Origin of the sequence: Halobellus clavatus, assembly GCF_900107195.1 — an archaeon.
Taxonomy (GTDB): Archaea; Halobacteriota; Halobacteria; order Halobacteriales; family Haloferacaceae; genus Haloquadratum; species Haloquadratum clavatum.
This window is the reverse complement of sequence record NZ_FNPB01000002.1, coordinates 118,557-134,344: the sequence shown is the minus strand read 5'-3', so window position 1 is coordinate 134,344 and position 15,788 is coordinate 118,557. Positions and strand designations below refer to the sequence as shown.

18 protein-coding genes and 3 pseudogenes are annotated in these 15,788 nt (G+C 62.2%); 8 read left to right on the top strand and 13 right to left on the bottom strand.

Annotated elements, in window-relative coordinates:
• Window positions 1-51: 51 nt before the first annotated feature.
• Both BLU74_RS04125 and BLU74_RS04120 read right to left on the bottom strand, forming a co-directional pair.
• Window positions 52-255 (bottom strand): hypothetical protein, encoded by a 204-nt coding sequence (locus tag BLU74_RS04125; protein WP_089765524.1) that lies wholly within the window; start codon window positions 253-255, stop codon window positions 52-54.
• 13 nt (window positions 256-268) lie between these two features.
• On the bottom strand, window positions 269-592 hold the full coding sequence (locus BLU74_RS04120; RefSeq protein ID WP_089765522.1) for a DUF5783 family protein: 324 nt from the start codon (window positions 590-592) through the stop codon (window positions 269-271).
• A gap of 127 nt (window positions 593-719) precedes the next feature.
• On the opposite strand from BLU74_RS04120, the gene BLU74_RS04115 reads away from it, so the two are divergent.
• Window positions 720-1,814 (top strand): CNNM domain-containing protein, encoded by a 1,095-nt coding sequence (locus tag BLU74_RS04115; protein WP_089766063.1) that lies wholly within the window; start codon window positions 720-722, stop codon window positions 1,812-1,814.
• Between the two features lie 75 nt (window positions 1,815-1,889).
• Window positions 1,890-2,855, top strand: coding sequence for a universal stress protein (locus tag BLU74_RS04110; RefSeq protein WP_089765520.1), 966 nt, complete (start codon window positions 1,890-1,892; stop codon window positions 2,853-2,855).
• Window positions 2,856-2,871: 16 nt separating this feature from the next.
• Here BLU74_RS04110 and BLU74_RS18820 read toward each other — a convergent pair whose 3' ends face one another.
• From BLU74_RS18820 to BLU74_RS04095, 3 genes are all read right to left on the bottom strand, one after another.
• Complete coding sequence (locus tag BLU74_RS18820; RefSeq protein ID WP_175454558.1) at window positions 2,872-3,435, bottom strand: spore germination protein GerPC; 564 nt, start codon at window positions 3,433-3,435, stop codon at window positions 2,872-2,874.
• A gap of 74 nt (window positions 3,436-3,509) precedes the next feature.
• Complete coding sequence (locus BLU74_RS04100; protein ID WP_089765518.1) at window positions 3,510-4,562, bottom strand: inorganic phosphate transporter; 1,053 nt, start codon at window positions 4,560-4,562, stop codon at window positions 3,510-3,512.
• 147 nt (window positions 4,563-4,709) lie between these two features.
• The gene (locus BLU74_RS04095) at window positions 4,710-5,081 is read right to left on the bottom strand and encodes an Hsp20/alpha crystallin family protein (protein ID WP_089765516.1); all 372 of its coding nucleotides are present in this window, start codon (window positions 5,079-5,081) and stop codon (window positions 4,710-4,712) included.
• A gap of 106 nt (window positions 5,082-5,187) precedes the next feature.
• Here BLU74_RS04095 and BLU74_RS04090 point away from each other — a divergent pair, with 106 nt between their 5' ends.
• Window positions 5,188-5,457, top strand: a complete 270-nt coding sequence (locus BLU74_RS04090; RefSeq protein ID WP_089765514.1) for a hypothetical protein — start codon at window positions 5,188-5,190, stop codon at window positions 5,455-5,457.
• 151 nt (window positions 5,458-5,608) lie between these two features.
• Here the strand turns inward: BLU74_RS04090 and BLU74_RS19255 are convergent.
• Window positions 5,609-7,160, bottom strand: a pseudogene (locus BLU74_RS19255) (transposase).
• Window positions 7,161-7,255: 95 nt separating this feature from the next.
• Window positions 7,256-7,855, bottom strand: a complete 600-nt coding sequence (locus tag BLU74_RS04080; RefSeq protein ID WP_217635335.1) for a hypothetical protein — start codon at window positions 7,853-7,855, stop codon at window positions 7,256-7,258.
• A gap of 416 nt (window positions 7,856-8,271) precedes the next feature.
• Here BLU74_RS04080 and BLU74_RS04075 point away from each other — a divergent pair, with 416 nt between their 5' ends.
• Genes BLU74_RS04075 through BLU74_RS04060 form a run of 4 tightly spaced genes read left to right on the top strand, consistent with a single transcriptional unit; the run spans window position 8,272 to window position 10,280 of the window.
• Window positions 8,272-8,592, top strand: coding sequence for a hypothetical protein (locus tag BLU74_RS04075; RefSeq protein ID WP_089765510.1), 321 nt, complete (start codon window positions 8,272-8,274; stop codon window positions 8,590-8,592).
• 5 nt (window positions 8,593-8,597) lie between these two features.
• Complete coding sequence (locus tag BLU74_RS04070; protein WP_089766061.1) at window positions 8,598-9,467, top strand: FAD:protein FMN transferase; 870 nt, start codon at window positions 8,598-8,600, stop codon at window positions 9,465-9,467.
• Window positions 9,451-9,738 (top strand): thrombospondin type 3 repeat-containing protein, encoded by a 288-nt coding sequence (locus BLU74_RS04065; RefSeq protein ID WP_089765509.1) that lies wholly within the window; start codon window positions 9,451-9,453, stop codon window positions 9,736-9,738. Before BLU74_RS04070 ends, BLU74_RS04065 begins: the two co-directional genes overlap by 17 nt.
• Complete coding sequence (locus BLU74_RS04060; RefSeq protein WP_089765507.1) at window positions 9,738-10,280, top strand: ferric reductase-like transmembrane domain-containing protein; 543 nt, start codon at window positions 9,738-9,740, stop codon at window positions 10,278-10,280. Before BLU74_RS04065 ends, BLU74_RS04060 begins: the two co-directional genes overlap by 1 nt.
• On the opposite strand, the gene BLU74_RS04055 is transcribed toward BLU74_RS04060, so the two are convergent.
• The 5 genes and pseudogenes from BLU74_RS04055 to BLU74_RS04035 form a co-directional block, all read right to left on the bottom strand.
• Window positions 10,277-10,798: a winged helix-turn-helix transcriptional regulator gene (locus BLU74_RS04055; RefSeq protein ID WP_089765505.1), complete on the bottom strand. Its 522-nt coding sequence runs from the start codon at window positions 10,796-10,798 to the stop codon at window positions 10,277-10,279. The genes BLU74_RS04060 and BLU74_RS04055 overlap by 4 nt on opposite strands.
• 3 nt (window positions 10,799-10,801) lie before the next feature.
• Window positions 10,802-10,978, bottom strand: a complete 177-nt coding sequence (locus BLU74_RS19250) for a hypothetical protein (protein WP_236044526.1) — start codon at window positions 10,976-10,978, stop codon at window positions 10,802-10,804.
• A gap of 446 nt (window positions 10,979-11,424) precedes the next feature.
• Window positions 11,425-11,699 (bottom strand): annotated as a pseudogene (locus tag BLU74_RS04045) (transposase); the annotation flags it as partial.
• Between the two features lie 26 nt (window positions 11,700-11,725).
• Window positions 11,726-12,075, bottom strand: a pseudogene (locus tag BLU74_RS19185) (type II toxin-antitoxin system PemK/MazF family toxin).
• Window positions 12,072-12,443 carry a MarR family transcriptional regulator gene (locus BLU74_RS04035; RefSeq protein WP_089766060.1) on the bottom strand — a complete coding sequence of 124 codons (372 nt, stop codon included), beginning with the start codon at window positions 12,441-12,443 and terminating at the stop codon, window positions 12,072-12,074. The pseudogene BLU74_RS19185 and the gene BLU74_RS04035 overlap by 4 nt, the downstream one beginning before the upstream one ends.
• Window positions 12,444-12,737: 294 nt before the next feature.
• On the opposite strand from BLU74_RS04035, the gene BLU74_RS04030 reads away from it, so the two are divergent.
• Window positions 12,738-14,321, top strand: coding sequence for a methyl-accepting chemotaxis protein (locus BLU74_RS04030; RefSeq protein WP_089765501.1), 1,584 nt, complete (start codon window positions 12,738-12,740; stop codon window positions 14,319-14,321).
• An 11-nt stretch (window positions 14,322-14,332) separates the two neighbouring features.
• On the opposite strand, the gene BLU74_RS04025 is transcribed toward BLU74_RS04030, so the two are convergent.
• Window positions 14,333-15,784, bottom strand: coding sequence for a RecJ family nuclease (locus BLU74_RS04025; RefSeq protein ID WP_089765499.1), 1,452 nt, complete (start codon window positions 15,782-15,784; stop codon window positions 14,333-14,335).
• Window positions 15,785-15,788: the final 4 nt, after the last annotated feature.

Here is a 15,788-nt window from a genome sequence, read left to right as displayed (position 1 = left end):
CGGGGCCGCGTCAGCGGAGCGTGCGGACCCCGGGGAGGAAGACGACATCCGCTATCGGTCCAGGAGGGTCGAGAGGCGTTCGTATCCGCCGTGGTACACGAACAGGTAGCCGAGGGGGAGCGCGGCAGCGGCAGCGACACCGATCGCGAACAGCTGTCGGGACGGATCGGTCGGAAACAGCAGTGCGGCGACGAGATCCGCCGCAATCACGACGGCGAAGAAGACGGTGCCGAACCGGACGAGAGAGTCGTCCATCAGTGACTACAGCTCACTCGGAGTCGTCGAGACCGAAGACACGTCGGTGCTGGCGCTTGAGTTCTGCGACGTACTCCTCGAGGACCGTCGAGAGCTTCTCGTCGTCCACGATGACGGCCGTCAGGCGCGATTCGGGGTCCGCCGGGAGTTCGATCCGGAAGCTCCCGTCCTCGTAGAACGGTTCGGATTCGTTGAGGATCTGCTGGTCGATCGCGTGGATCAGTTCGGAGTCGTACGCGTCGTTCATCGTCTCGAAGGCGTTCTTGTACGCGCGCTGGAGTTCGGGGAAGTAGTTCGCGTACTTGTCCTCGAACTTCTCGGGATCGAAGTCGGCCATACCTGTGTGTGGCCCGCGGCGATACATACGGGTTTTGTGTGACGCCGACAGTCCACAAGCGCCGGACGAGACCCCCACGTATTTGACGCGCCCTCGATTTGTCGCGAACATGACCGTCGCTGGCAGTATGAACAGCCTCGAGCTGATCCTCCGGCTGTTCGCCGGGGTCGCGTTGATCCTCGCCAACGGCTTTTTCGTCGCCATCGAGTTCGCGCTCACGCGGGTCCGACAGTACACCGAATCGGAGTTCGACGAACCCGGCCTGCGGCGGGCGTGGGAGATGACCGACGACTTAGAGATCTACCTCACGAGCTGTCAGGTCGGGATCACCGCCTCCAGTATCGCGGTCGGGATCGTGGCCGAACCGGCGTTAGCGGCGCTCTTCCAGCCGTACTTTCAGTCGACAGTCCTCGCGTCGATCGGCGCAGGCGGGATCCTCGCGTTCCTCATCATCAATCTCCTGCATCTCACGCACGGCGAGCAGACGCCGACGTACCTCGGCGTCGAGCGCTCGAAGTTCGTCGCTCGCCACGGCGCGACGCCGCTGTACTACTTCGCGAAGGGCATCTCACCGATCATCGCCGTGGGGGACGGCGTCGCGAAGTGGACACTCAAGCTGTTCGGCGTGGAAATGACGGGTGCGTGGCTGGAAGCCGAAACCGACGCGATCGAGTCGCGGGCGGATCTCAGGCACGAACTCGGCTCGGTCCTCGACCGCGGCGACATCTCCGATGAGCGCCGAGAAGAGGTCATCAACGCCCTCGACGTCGGCGAGCGGGAGGTCGGAGAGGTGATGACGTCGGCCGAAGAGGTCGTGTTTCTCTCGACGGCCCAGGACGTCGAGACGAATCTCGACCGGATCGGATCGAACCCCCACACGCGCCTGCCGCTCGTCGGCGAGGATCCCGACGATTTCCGCGGGATCGTCTACGTCCCCACGGTCGTCGCGAACGTGGACGCGCTCCGCGACGGCGAGACGACGTTCGAGACGATCGCCGCGCCGCCGATGACGCTCGCCTCGGACACGCGCCTCAGCGACGCCATCGACCAGTTTCAGGTCGAGCATCAAGAGCTCGCACTCGTCGTCGAGGACGGCTCCGTGGTCGGCCTGCTGACCGCGACCGACGCCTTCGAGGCCGTGATGGGCGAACTGGAGGACCCGCTCGACGTCGAGTCCGACGCCGACGAGAGCCACCCCGGCCCCCCGAGCGACGAGGTGTGAGATCGCCGGGCGGTTCCGAACCCGGGGTTGTGTCCGCGGACCGAACTATATGTATCCTGGCGAAGATGTAGGGGTATGTTCGAAGACGTCCTGTTTCCGACCGACGGCAGCGACGGGGCGAGTCGGGTCCTCGACCACGTCCTCGATCTCGCGACCGAGCACGGCGCCACGGTCCACCTGCTCTCGGCCGCGGGGGTCGACGACGAGACTCTCACGAGCGGACGCACCGAGGTCGCCGCCGAGATCGAATCGCGGGCCCACTCCGTTGTCTCAGCAGCGGCAGCGCGCGCCGATGCACGCGGTGTCGAGACGGTCACGAGCGTCGCGAGCAGCGCGCCGTCGGACGCCGTCGTCGACTACACCGAGGAGGCTGGGATCGACCTGATCGCGATGCCGACGCACGGCCGGACGGGGCTCGAACGGATCCTCCTCGGCAGCACCACCGAGCGCGTCGTCAGGCGCTCGCCCGCGCCCGTGCTGGCGCTTCCCCCGACTGACGACAGCAGAGAGTACCCGTATCGACGGCTGCTCGCGCCGACAGACGGCAGCAGGTGCGCCGAGACCGCAGTCGAACTGGGGGCTGGCCTCGCGGCCGCGACTGACGCCCGGTTCGACGTGCTCTCGATCGTCGACGTCGCCCACCTCGGGTTCGACACCCGCGTCGACCTGCAGATCGACCAACTCGAGGAGAACGCAGCGAAGTTTGTCGACGCCGGGAGCGACCTCGCCGCCGCGGCGGGCGTGGCGGCCGACCGCATCACGACCGGCGTCGTCTCTGGCACGTCGCCATACCGCGAGATCAACGCGTACGTCGAGGCGAACGACATCGACCTCCTCGTCGTCGGGACGCACGGCCGGACGGGGATCGACCGCTACCTGCTCGGGAGCGTCACCGAGAAACTGCTCCGCACGTCGTCGGTGCCGGTGTTGACTGTCCGGGCGGAAGAGGAGGCGGATAGAGACGAGCAGGCGGATGCAGACGGACAGGTGGACGCAGACGAGCAGGCGGACGGAGACGGGCAAGCGGACGCAAACGAGTGAGCCAGCAACCGAACGACTACTCCGCGTTGTCAGTCATCTCGGCCGCAACGCGCTCTTCGACCTCTTCGTCGACGCGTTCCTCGACCTCTTCGTCGACGCGTTCCTCGACACGTTCGTCCACGCGTTCCTGTACTTCCTCGTCGACTGTCTCTGCGACGTGTTCTTGCACGCGTTCGTCGACCTGTTCCGGAATCGTCTCGTCGACCTGCGCTTCGAGTTGTTCTTGGACCTCTTCGTCGACCGTCTCCTCGACGCGCTCTTGGACTTCTTCGTCGACCTCTTCGCCGACGCGCTCTTGCACCTGCCCCTCAACCTGCGCTTCGACCTCGGCTTCCACCTGCGTCTCGGCCTCCTGAGAGACGGCCTCCTCGAGAATCCGCTCGTAGATGGACATCTTCTCCCAGACCCGGAGCAGGTAGCCGACGACGAGACCGCCCTCGAACGCCGCGACGCGCGGATCGATCCGGAAGATGAGATAAGCGAAGCCGACGATGAAGAGCGCGCCGTAGATGAGTTCGATGTGGAACTGCGTCTCCCGACCGCGGAAGCGGCCGCTCAGCGTGCTGAGTAGCATCGTCATCGCCACTTCACGTCTCGACACCAAAAGCGACTCGCCGGGTCGAGCCGGGCGATTTGAACGGGGAGTCGGGGCGATCAGGCCAGCAGATTGAGTCGCTGTGCGGCCTCGAACGCCGCGAAGGCGATGACGCCGGCGACGGTCGGTGATGCGATCCAGGTGGTGACGATCCGCTTCGTGACGCTCGGATCGAACAGATCGAGTCGGTCGGCGGCCTGCACCGACCGCTCGCTCGCCGTGGTTCCGTCGGGGCGCGCGATCGACCGCAACGGGACGCGACGACTCGCACGCCCCCAGCCCAGGCCAATGACGCACGCGGTGAGCACGACGGCCAGGCTCGCCGGGATGCCGGCCCAGCTGAGTCCGGTGAGGATCGAAGCAGCGATGGATTCAGCGAGTAGCGACGCCTCCAGCGAGAGGTCTGTGATGTCCTCTCCGACTGTCTCCATCGTCCGGTGCCCGAGGGCGAATGCGCCGACCCCGATGGCGAGGCCCCCGACTGCGACCCCCGGGAGCATTCCCAACTGATTCGAGCCGACGAGTGGCGCGACGGCGTTGGCGACGTTCGAGGCGCCGGCGGAAAACGCCATATAACAGCCGATACCGATGACGGCGAGTTCGGCGAGACGGCTGTTTCGGGATTCCAGATCGAGTCGCTCGACGACTGCGTCGTAGAGGTACCGCCCGATGAACGCACAGATCCAGAACGCGAGGATCGTCGAGAGGAGCCACCAGAGCACGACGACGCCGACGGTCCGCCAGTTGAGGACGCCGAGCGCCGCCCCCATCCCGACGACCGCGGCGACGGCGGTCTGGCTGGTGCTCGTCGACACTTTGAGGACGTTCCCCAGCAGGATCGCGAGGCCGATGAACAGGAGGATGCCGATCGACGCGCTGAGGGTGAAGTACTCCGCGGGGACGAACCCGCTCCCGAGCGTTTCGACGACGTTCGTGCCGACGGTGAAGCCGCCGAGCAGCACGAAGATCGCCATCAGCCCCGACGCCTGCCGCATCGAGAGGAGGCCGCTACCGGTCACCGGACCGAACGCGACCCCCGTCGAGGAGCCGCCGATGTTGATGCCGACGAAGACGGCGACGGTGATTCCGAGGACGAACAGCCCCGAAAGCATCGGCTGAACGTGGGACGTTCGACGCTAAGAGTTTGTTCGTTCCACACGACTTCAGCGATCCGAATGACACCCAAAGAACGGCGACAGATCGGCCGGAGCGGGTGCTCCGCTCAGATGCCGACCCGACTACTCACCCGGTTCGGGAGATCAGCCCTCGATCGGGATCGTCTGCCCGTGGGTGTCGCCCTCCGCTTCGAGCGGGAGGGTCACCTCGAGGACGCCGTTCGTATACGTCGCGGCGATGGCGTCCTCGTCGACGTCCTTGGGGAAGCGGAGGCGTCGGTGGTACGTCCGCCTGCGGCCGCGGTCCTCGTTGACGTGTTCGGCCGCGATGTTCAGGACGCCGTCGTCCCACGTGAGGTCGATGTCCTCGCGTGTGAATCCGGGCATCTCGACGGCGAGGACGAACTCGTCGTCCTCCTCGTACAGTTCGTAGTCGGTACGCCCATCGCCGAAGATTCGGGACGGGAACTCGAGCCCTTGCATCCAGGAACTCGTGGGATCAGTCGGCAGCGCCATTGCTGATCACCTCGGTTCCAGATGATAATTGTTCCCGGTTCGGCATAAATATTATTGAGATTTGGTGGTTTGTCAAAAACTATCGAGCCCCCGGCGATGGTCTGTGATGGGATTCCGAGTATCGCTGGTGTTCGATATATCTGAATACACTTTATTCAGGGCGATCACCGATGAGAGCGAGGCACTGCTCATCGGTAGCGAGGACGCACGTCGGCCTGCACTGACCGGGAGAGGGAGCAAAAAAGTCAAGCGCACCGTCAGCGGTGCTTGCACCGACGACGATCTCGAAGCCGCAACCGCCGTAATAAATCTCATATCGGTATACGGAACGGGTCGCTGGGAAGTTGAGACTACAGCAGGTTTAGCGGGGCTGTGATGCGCGAATTTGACTGATTCGGTCAGCGGAAACTGCTCCAGATCACTCTCCAAGCGGCCATTCTTGTCAAACCCCCAACCGTATGGGCAGATTTTTTAGATGGCCAATAGTGTAGCCACTCAGGAGGCGCGCTAACCCAGATGGAGTCTCTCTACCCGATTCCAGTTTCCTTCTTCAGCAGCGTCAGCGTGTTGTCCGCTGTAATCACCGGTGAGTGCTCATACTCGCCAGTCAACTCAACCGGCACGAGCAGATCGATCGCCAGATCGAGTACAGCAGACACGCAAACGCGAAGTAGAAGAATCGAAGCCCGAAATCCTTCGATGTCGTCGCTGCCATAAACCGTTTGATCGACCTGTACCCACTCTCGATCTCCCAGCGATAGCCATACTCCGTGAGATGTCCGCTCCCCCGATTCGTCATAAACACCGAGTACTGCCGGTGGTCGTCGTGCTCGGAGTCTTCTTTCCGGCGGTAGATCAGCGTCGTTTCGTGCCGTTCGTTCTTACCGAGATGGAGCTTGCGGTCGGTCTCGTAGCGGTCTTGATCACGTCGAAGCAATCGCTTAGCCTGGGCTTTCTCGCTGGTCTGCATCCGCTTCGGAACGACGTAGGAGAGCCCACGCTGGCTGATCATCTCCAAGACGTGCTGGCTATCGAACTCCCTGTCCATCAGCACGTTATCGACGTGAACGAGGTCCTCGGCGGAGTTGAGCAAGTCCTCGACGATTTCTAGTCGGGACTCGTCTTTCCGTACCGGGCGGGCATCGAGGACGAGTGGGACAGCGTTCCCGACCAACTGTACCGTCGCCCACTAATAGGCGTATTCGTCGGTTTTCTCCTTCGTCCCGATAATCTCGTCTTCGTAGCCCGTTCTATCACCGGTGAACGGGTCAGCTTCGGTAATGTCGATAGCGACGATGCCTGCTCGAAAGAACTGCTCTGTCTCCGCAACTTCGTTCAGGAGCCGAGTGATGGCCTGCCGGTACATCGCTCGAAGCTGTTCAATCGAGAGGTCACGGATGTGTTTGTGATGGGCGTGTCCCAGTGGGGTCCGATCCCGAGTGGATTCATGTATGAAACTGCGAGCCCCTTCGTTCGCAGCCAGTCTCTCACGGAGTCCGAGATACATCTGTAAGTCCCAGTAGGCGTTCTCGTGTATCTCACAGCCCTCGCCACGGTCAGCGAGAACGCCGGAAAGACGACACGGCTGACGTGGTCAGTGATCTTCGCTGCTTCTTCCAAAACAGTCTGTTCGTCCGGATCGGTCGCACTAGATTCGTCGTTGTGGTACTGGAGCTTCCGTTCTGGGTCACGAGAAATCGCAACACCGGCATTCTGTGCGTTGATGAGAATCGTCCGCGCCGTCCTCTCGACTGCCTCACGGAAGTCAGCACTGAAGCGCTTGTTCCAACTGCGCCAGAGTGTCGACTGGTCGTGGGAATTGAACTCCACGTAAGATAGTGGATACTGACAGACGAACCCCTCGGCCGAGTTGTGAGCGCTGTGTTCGAACCAGATCCCCGAGACGGTCCGAATATCCTCTGTGAGCGCTGTCAGTGAACTTTGGTCGTACAGAGGCGTCGAGTCGTAGGCCGGCCAATCGACGTGTGGGCGTTGAGCGATTCGTCGAAAGACATCACGGCGGGAAGTATCACTCGGGACCACTAGAACTCCATACCCCTGACTCGTGTACGGACTCATCTCCATCGAAAGATGTGCGGCACTGTCCGAAACGGGCCAATTCCAACTTTGCTGTCATTCCTCTACTATCAGGCTGAGTCGAGACCACGGGAAGGTCAGTCACCGATTGCGGTGATAATGTGGAGGACGAGGATGATGGCAGTGACAACAGTCAGCAAGACGTGTATTCGTCGCCATCGTGAAAAGAGAGTCTCTTTTGTGACAGTCAGCACACGGCCAACGACTGACGGTGTCTCATCGCCTCGTCCAAGCCGGACGACGTGTCGATGTAGATATCGACCATACAGGCCACTCGCCACCTCTACACCGAGTAAGACAGCAACTGCGAGACCGAGGCCTTCCCACTCTTCGACAGCAATGAAGTGTGGCAGCGTTAGTGCCGTCCCGATGAGAACGATCCACTGGTGTGTTTGTAACTGATACCGACGGTACTGCACCGGCAGCAATCGCTTTCGCTTTGCGAGACTGTACCCGAGGACACCGACGAGGAGAAAGACAACGCCGGCTTCAACTACACCAATATACGGGGCTTCACTCACTTCGCCACCAAGGCCCCACCAATCTCCAATCAGACTCGCGCCTGTCTCATCTTCGTCCGAATCCTCTGCATCTTCACCTTCTTTTTCCTCACCATCCAATTCACCTATGTCCGAAACAGGGGAGAGTGACTGTTCTGTTGCGTCGAGATTTTCCACAACTGCATGATCACCATCTACTGGTGATGCCCCCGCCTGAACAGTGCCGACTCCACTAACGACTAGCAGGAGTACAACGACCAGACTTGCTCGCTGTAAACGAGTCTGCATAGAAATACGTAGATACAACGCCGAAAAGTTCGTTCGCGTCCATCTATCGAATCCTCGTACAACCGCCGAATCATTCCGTACGCAGAGCAAACAGGGGATCACCAGTAGTGCCAGCTGCTCGATAACGAAGTCACAGACATACTCAGAATCCACCTCGCGCTCTGAACCGATTCGATAGCTGTACGAAAATTCGATGGTTGGACGCGAACGCCTTACTAAGGCTGTCTCAACCCTCTATCTGCAATGGCAGAACGCAACGACCGACACGTCGAAGATAGTGGTTGTGGACCGAGGGGTAGCTAATCATGCGCGTTCCCGTCCCGAAAAACAAACTCGTCGCCTTCACGCTCGTCGGTGCGCTCCTCACAGCTGGTGTCGCCGGGGCCCTTGCGCTGCCCGGTGGCGGCCTCGCGCAGGCTGGCGAGCAACCTAACTCACCAGATACGCCCGCGTCAGAATCCTCACAACAGGTTACTGCGGATGCGCCGACGCCGAATCAGGAGTTCACCCCAGCAGTCCAGACCCAGTCCGGATACGAGGACGAAGAACACGAGGAGTATGAAGAAGACGACGAGGATGAAGACGAAGAGGAACACGAGGACGAAGAACACGAAGAGGACGAGTGACCGAGATGATGGGATCGCTCGCATCGGTCTACGAACGGTTTGGGGACACCTACCGCGAGTTCGAGTGTTGTGACACGACGTTTCGGATTCAGGCGACGGGCGTTCGGGCCGAGGCTGGGGCAACTGCGGCCCGAAAAACGGCTGAATCACTCGAAGCCCAACTGAACGCCTTCGATGCGGCGAGTGCCGTCAGCCAGCTCAACCGTGAAGGGGAGGTAATGAACGAACACGTCGCTCGTATCGTCCGCCGTGGGCTGGAATACAACGACCGGACCGAGGGGGTGTTCGATATTCATCAGGGCCGCGTCGAACACACCCTCAAAACATTCCTGCGCGGTGACAGTGAAACGCTACCAACAGAGTTTGATGCCGGAACTGTCCGAACCAGCGGGTCGCACGTCACGACCGACGTCGAACTCGACCTGAATGGCCTCGCCAAGGGGTACATCGTGGAGCGAACCGCCGAGACGCTCACGGGACTCGGCCGACGTGGGTTCGTCAGTGGTGGCGGTGACATGTCCCCACCGACGGGACCGGTCGCCATCGAGAGCCCGTACGGTGACGACACACCGCTGAAGGTCCTCGACACGGACTGGTACGTCGCAACATCCGGCGGATACCGACGGTCGCGAAACAGCACTGACCACATCTACGATCCGACCGCCGAATCGCTCGGCTCTCGGCATGAATCGGTCACCGTCGTGGCGCGCCGAGACTGTATGGAAGCCGACGCCCTGGCGACGACCCTCGCGGCACTCCCGCTTGCCAAGGCACGCGAATTAGCATCGGAATGGGAGGGTCTAGAGGCGCTCATCATCCACGATGGCGTCTTCCATACGACAGATGGCTTTGAGACACATGTCTTGGACACATAAGCAACGAATCACTGTCGTGGCGATGGTCGTCTTAGTGGTGGCTGTCCCTGCTCTTTGGCAGATCGGAGACGTGCGTGCCGCCCAAGCGACCGAACAAAAACAAAGCGACCTCGTCGACCAGACCGTTTCGACGCGACAGGCCCCTGCCGATTACGATGGTGATGGTATCAACGACTCCGCGGATACGTGTCCGACACGACCGGAAACGAAAAACGGGTTCCAGGACGTGGACGGCTGTCCCGATGTCGTCGAAACGACGGGGGCATCGTGATGTCACAGCTCGTCTGGCTCCTCGACCGAGGCGCCGCACTCGTGACGTATCCGGCGTTGTATCTGGCAGTTCTCACGGGGATCCTCTACAACACGGAGTCGTTTGGAATGCTCCACGAGGCCGCTCAACGAATCCATATCGAACTATCCGTGTTCGCGATGATCGTCACGTTGCTACACGCGGGACTCGGTGTCCTTGATACGTGGTTCGTCGTCACCGGACAGGTTCCAGCGCCGGCATACTCGATGCCGTACTTTCTCGGCGGCATCGCCGTAGGTGCGGGGGCACTGCTCATGCTCGTCGTCGCGGTGCTCGGCTTTACTGACGCAAAACGCTTCCAGCGCCCCTGGGGCCCACGTGTTGTCCACTCATTCGCATATGCTGGGTTCGCGTTCGGGACAATCCATGCTGCAGCGATCGGGACTGATCTAACGGGACTCATCCGTCCTCTGCTGGGACCCTCAGTGGCGTTTCTCGTGTACGTTCTCCTGTTGCGTCTGTTGGTGCTTCGAGGGATTCCGTCGAACGCGACCCCGGGTTAGTAGCTGTCCCAGAGGCCGAGGATACGGTCGACGACTTTGTCTGTGAACGAGCGCCGGTGAACCGTGTAGAGGTACTTGACGCGATCGGGATCGCTGACCTCGTAGACCACACTTCGGCCGTCGCGTTCTTTCGTGACGAGGTCAGCCTCGGCGAGCTTCGAAAGATGCCACGAGACGGTCGATTGTGCCTTGTCGAGGCGGTCGCTGAGTTCGGTTGTCGAGAGCGGACCGTCCGTGAGAAGATGTGCGAGGATGCGGCGACTGTATTCCCGGCGCAGCGCGTTCATCACTGTTCGATCGGCTTCGTCGAACTCGGCAGCCGGATAGTACCGCGTGTACTTGCCGTCGTCAGAGACGTCGATCAGGTCTTCATCGGCGAGCCACCTGAGCTGGTACTGGAGCGTCCCCTGCGCGTACTCGAGTTCGTCGAGGAGCGCGCGAAAGTGAATTCCAGGCGTATCGGCTATCCACTGGTAGATTTCCCGCCGAGAGGCCAATTCGAGATCCGGGTCCGACATTGCTCAATCCCGCGTCAAAGCGACGAAAAACGCCAGGAGGCCACCGAGGATCAGGATTGCACTCCCGTGTTCGAGTAATTCCAGCGTCGCGTACGGGAAGTACGGGAGCAGCGGGTACTCGAGAAACACGATGAGTCCGTAGACGGCGAACATCGCGTACCCGAGCGTAACGATCCACATACGACGATCACGTTCCCGCCGCCATGCGAGGAAGCTGAGTACACTCAGGCCTGCAGCGAGGACGAAGATACCCAGACTAACGTATTGTTCGAGGAGTTGAGCGAGTGGCATCCGTTGTATCTGTACACACAGCCGGAGCGACGTGCTCGGCGATCGATACAATTCAATCGAAGGGGGTAGCGGGGAAAACGATTGGCGTTCAACCGTCGAATCCAATCTTATGCATTGAGACGACCAGTCTCAACTACTGGGGTCGCTGGGAAGTTGAGACTACAGCAGGTTTAGCGGGGCTGTGATGCGTGGTTTCGGACGAATCGATAGTAGAACCTGCTTCAGATCCCTCTGCAAACGACCATTCTTGTTGAGATAGAAACTAATTCGGAGTGTTTCGGTGGCCTCGGATAGTGTAGCCACTCAGACGCCTCGCCAACCCAGAAGGCGTCTCTCTACCCGATTCCGGTTTCCTTCTTCAGCAGCGTCACGTATTGTCGGCCGTCATGATAGGCGAGTGCTCGTACTCGTCGGTTAATTCAACCGGCACGAGCAGATCGATCGCTCGCCAGATCGGGTACAGCAGACACGCAAACGCGAAGTAGAAGAATCGAAGCCCGAAATCCTTCGACGTCGTCGCTGCCATGAACCGTTTGATCGACCTGTACCCACCCTCGATCTCCCAGCGATAGCCATACTCCGTGAGGTGCCCACTCCCGCAATTCGTCATCAACTTCTGTGAGCCGGGAGTATGTGCTACTGAAGCTCTTCACCGAGTGCAGCAACGGTCTCATCAACGAGATCTCCGGCAAGACACCCCTGCCAGAAGTCGATATCCTCGTGGTCAATGGATTGGACGCCCCACGGGACGATCCGACTCTCGTCCGACGTCCCGCCACGAAGCCAGCACTCCTTGGGAATGGCAATGAGGCGATTCATCCAGACTTCGACGTTAGTGTTACCGCAATATACTGCTCGCCGTGGAACGGTCGGCCTTCGTGGTTCAAAAGGATAAGCCGGGGGCGAGCGTCTTCTTCGCGTTTGAATGGATCATCACCGTAGACGATATCGCCGCGCTCAAAAATCGGTGTCTCTTCGTCGGTCACTGGTCATCCTCAACGCTCGGGTGGGGTTCCTGCGGTGCGTGCTCGCGCCACGCCTCCTTATCGTCTGTACCGAGTTGGTCGTTGAACAGTGCGGTCGCCCGCTCGTACCCGCTGTATCCTTCGAGGCGCTCAGCATCGTCAGTCACCGCCCAGTACGTCGCCTTGTGTTCGACCAGACCGCGGTCCTTCAATCGTGAGAGTGCAGTGCTCACTGCCCCCTCGTCAACGTCGATCTGCGAGGCAATTTCGCGAGCTTTGAACGCCCGATCCTCGTTGGCGACGAGAAACCCGAGGGCCTGATCTGGGACCGAAAGATCCGCGAGCTCGTCCTCGCTCGTGTTCTCGAATGTGTCTCGATCGATGGATATCGTTGAAAGAAGGGACGTCATCCGGTGTAAAAGCGTTAGGTATGAAACCTACGAAATTTCTGAAGACGAATAACTGTCCATTCCGCAGAGGTTCGAGAACCGTACGCATTGAGACGATCGGCCTCACCTACTGAGGTCGCTCGCCTCGAAGAATCCGTTGGCACGTCTTTCCCCCACCCGATATTTTATACATTCCACTATTAGTTGAGAGAATGCCGATGAACAGCTACTCGATGCGTCTAGTTGTACCGCTTGTACACAGGTTCCTCGATCTTACTGTCGATATCAAAACCGATGCCGAGTGACGAACAGCGCGGGACGAGCGAACAGGCCGTCGCGGTCGACGAGCGAGCGATCGCGAACGCTCGGGGCGCAGTGGGGGCGGTTCGGACCGCATCGGAGACCGTCGACGGTCAGTTGGCGACGATCGACGAGCGGGCGAATTCGCAGGCGGACGAGATCGCGTCGGTCGTCCACGAGGTATCGGACCTGAGCGCCACGATCGAGGAGGTGGCCGCGAGTACCGATCAGGTCGCTACCCGGAGCGAAGACGCTGCAGAACGGGCTGCGGACGGGCGCCTCGCGGCCACTGAGGCGATGGAGGTCATCGAAGCTGTCCGGGAGACCAGCGAGGAGTTAGCGACCGAGGTCGAACAGTTGAACGACCGGATCGACACGATCGAGACGGCGCTGGCCGGCATCGACGACATCGCCGAGCAGACGAATCTGCTCGCGCTGAACGCCTCGATCGAGGCCGCTCGTGCGGACGGCAACAGCGAGGGGTTCGCCGTCGTCGCCGACGAGATCAAGAGCCTCGCGAGTGAGGCGCAATCGCAGGCCGATACGATCGAATCGGCGCTGACGGGCGTGCAGTCCGCCGCCGACGAGACGGTCGCACAACTGGAGGCCACGACGGCGCAGATCGAGCGCGGGGCCGACCACGTCGCCGATACGATGGACGAGTTCGACGCGGTCGCAGACGTCGTCTCAGAGACCGCCGACGACGTGCAGTCGGTCTCGGCCGCAACCGAAGACCTCGCAGATTCGAGCGAATCGATCGCGACGAGCGCCGAAGGAGTCGCAGATCGGGCCGACGATATCGGCGCCAGCATCGGTGAGATCCGCGACGCTCGTGGGGAACAGACCGAGATGCTCCGGGAGGTCGAAGACGCCCTCTCGACCGCCGACGTCGCCGAGCGATCGCGAGATCGGCTGTCGACCGGGCTGCCGGTCGACGAGCACTGCGGCGGGCTCGTCGAGGGGGGACAGCACGTTCTCCGGAGCGGCGAGGGAGTTCCGGTCGACGACCTGTTGGCGCGGCTTGTCGTCGCGGCGCTGGCCGACGGGCGTGCGGTCTCGCTGACGCCGACACCGACGCTGGACCGCGAAACGCTCGCGGACGCCTTCGGAGCGGCGCCGGGAGACGATTCGCTGTCGACAGCGACGGCCGAGGACCGACTGTTCGTCCTCGACGCGTTTGACACCTGGAATCGGGGCCCGAACGTCTTCGATCTCCAGCGGCGGTCGCTCGGTGAGGTGAACGAAGAGACCGACGCACGGCGGGACGCACCGCTCCTCATCGTCGGGAACATCGCGGGCGAAATTGCGGTCCTCGGCGAGCAGGCGGCGCGCGAGGCGCGCTACGAGAACGACGGCGGAGTCTTCGAACCCACCGACACGGTCCTGAACGTCGTCGACGATCGGGACATCGACGACACGTTCGCCGCGTTCTACGTCGGGGCCGCAGAACAGGTCTTCCGTGTCACGGGCGACCCCGGAGACCGACAGTTGGTCGTGGTCGAATCGCCCGGAGTCGCGGGCGAACCGTCGGTCCGGCTCGATCGGCGGGAGCGGCCGGGCGCGCCGAGCACGCGGTGAGCCCGGGGACCTCAGGACAACTGTTCGCCCACGAGTCTGTCGGCCTCCGCGATGAACGCCTCGCGGGTCCCGGCCGGGATCGTCGCCCCCGCGGCGACGTCGTGACCGCCGCCGTCCCCCCCGACGGCCCGGGAGGCTTCGCGCATCACGCGGGAGAGGTCGAGCCCCTTCCGGACGAGGACGTGCGAACCGCGGGCGCTGACTTTCACCTCCTCGTCGGACTTCTCGGCGAAGGCGACGATCGGAACGTCGCCGCGGATCCCCGACGCGCCGACGGCCATCCCCGCGACGATGCCGACGATGGTCTCGCGGATCCGGGTGCCGGCGTCGAACCACTGGACGTTGTCCTCGACGGTCGTTCCCTCGGTTGTGACCCACTGGAGGCCTTCCGAGAGGTTCCGCCGGTGGTTCCTGAGCAGGGTTCGCGCCCGATCGAGGGCCGCGTCGCGGTCGCCGAGACAGACCGCGAGGCCGACGTCCGCGCGCTCGTAGCGGGCCGTCGCGTTCAGGAGGGTCGAGAACTCGCTGACGTCGCGGAGTTCGGTCCCCGGATCCTCGTCGGTGAGCGTGTAGGTCGTCCCGACGAGTTCGTCGATCCGGTCGGCGGGGACCCCCGAGGCGATCGCGCGCTGCAAGAGACCGCTCACGACCGTCTGTCGCTCGGCCATCGACAGGTCGACCCAGCGACGCCACCCGTCGCCATCTTTCACGTCGAGATCGAGATCCGCGAGGAACTCGATCGCGCCGTTCTCGTCGTTCGTGATTCCCGGGATCCGGACGTCGGAGGCGTACTCCAGGAACTTCGGCAGCGGTCGGGTCTGTCGGCCGTAGACGAGAAGGTCGGTCGCCTCCTCGACGACACCGGCGGCGACGCCCTCGGCGACGATCCCCTCGTTCGCCCCCGAGAGGCCGCCGTCGGTGGCCTGCATATCGCCCACGGCGCCGACGATCGCCAGCGCTGCGAGATCGCGGTTGTCGGCCCCCGGTGGTTCGAGGGCACGGGCGAGCACGTAGCTCGCGCCCGCACCGGAGAGCTCTGCGGCCCCGTCCAACCCGACCAGGAGTGGATTGAGGTGATACTCGGGTTCGGGGGTCTCATCCGCGAGGTCGGCCGGCTGGTGGTGATCGGCGATCACCGGCGTGAACGCGCCGTCGGCCGCGTACGGTGCGATCACGTCCAGTTGCCCGCTCCCGAAGTCGGTGAACAGGACCGTCTCGTAGTCGGTAGCGGCGATCCGCGCGACTTCGGTCTCGTCGAGTTGCTTCGCGAACACGGTCTCGAACGGGATGTCGGCGCGTTCGAGCGCGGTCGCGGCGATCGCCGCGCTCGTCAGCCCGTCGGCGTCGATGTGCGAGGCGAGGAGGACGCGGTCGGCGTCGCGCAGGCGCTCCGCACAGGCGGCCGCCCGATCGCGGAGGTCGGGCACGGGGGCGTCTCGACCGGTAGTCGTGTCCGCGCTCATACCC

Bases quoted from the DNA above. Each gene is read 5' to 3' on its own strand.
- BLU74_RS04125 (WP_089765524.1), bottom strand. From the start codon at position 255: ATGGACGACTCTCTCGTCCGGTTCGGCACCGTCTTCTTCGCCGTCGTG.
- BLU74_RS04120 (WP_089765522.1), bottom strand. From the start codon at position 592: ATGGCCGACTTCGATCCCGAGAAGTTCGAGGACAAGTACGCGAACTAC.
- BLU74_RS04115 (WP_089766063.1), top strand. From the start codon at position 720: ATGAACAGCCTCGAGCTGATCCTCCGGCTGTTCGCCGGGGTCGCGTTG.
- BLU74_RS04110 (WP_089765520.1), top strand. From the start codon at position 1,890: ATGTTCGAAGACGTCCTGTTTCCGACCGACGGCAGCGACGGGGCGAGT.
- BLU74_RS18820 (WP_175454558.1), bottom strand. From the start codon at position 3,435: ATGACGATGCTACTCAGCACGCTGAGCGGCCGCTTCCGCGGTCGGGAG.
- BLU74_RS04100 (WP_089765518.1), bottom strand. From the start codon at position 4,562: ATGCTTTCGGGGCTGTTCGTCCTCGGAATCACCGTCGCCGTCTTCGTC.
- BLU74_RS04095 (WP_089765516.1), bottom strand. From the start codon at position 5,081: ATGGCGCTGCCGACTGATCCCACGAGTTCCTGGATGCAAGGGCTCGAG.
- BLU74_RS04090 (WP_089765514.1), top strand. From the start codon at position 5,188: ATGGGATTCCGAGTATCGCTGGTGTTCGATATATCTGAATACACTTTA.
- BLU74_RS04075 (WP_089765510.1), top strand. From the start codon at position 8,272: ATGCGCGTTCCCGTCCCGAAAAACAAACTCGTCGCCTTCACGCTCGTC.
- BLU74_RS04070 (WP_089766061.1), top strand. From the start codon at position 8,598: ATGATGGGATCGCTCGCATCGGTCTACGAACGGTTTGGGGACACCTAC.
- BLU74_RS04065 (WP_089765509.1), top strand. From the start codon at position 9,451: ATGTCTTGGACACATAAGCAACGAATCACTGTCGTGGCGATGGTCGTC.
- BLU74_RS04060 (WP_089765507.1), top strand. From the start codon at position 9,738: ATGTCACAGCTCGTCTGGCTCCTCGACCGAGGCGCCGCACTCGTGACG.
- BLU74_RS04055 (WP_089765505.1), bottom strand. From the start codon at position 10,798: ATGTCGGACCCGGATCTCGAATTGGCCTCTCGGCGGGAAATCTACCAG.
- BLU74_RS19250 (WP_236044526.1), bottom strand. From the start codon at position 10,978: ATGTGGATCGTTACGCTCGGGTACGCGATGTTCGCCGTCTACGGACTC.
- BLU74_RS04030 (WP_089765501.1), top strand. From the start codon at position 12,738: ATGCCGAGTGACGAACAGCGCGGGACGAGCGAACAGGCCGTCGCGGTC.
- BLU74_RS04025 (WP_089765499.1), bottom strand. From the start codon at position 15,784: ATGAGCGCGGACACGACTACCGGTCGAGACGCCCCCGTGCCCGACCTC.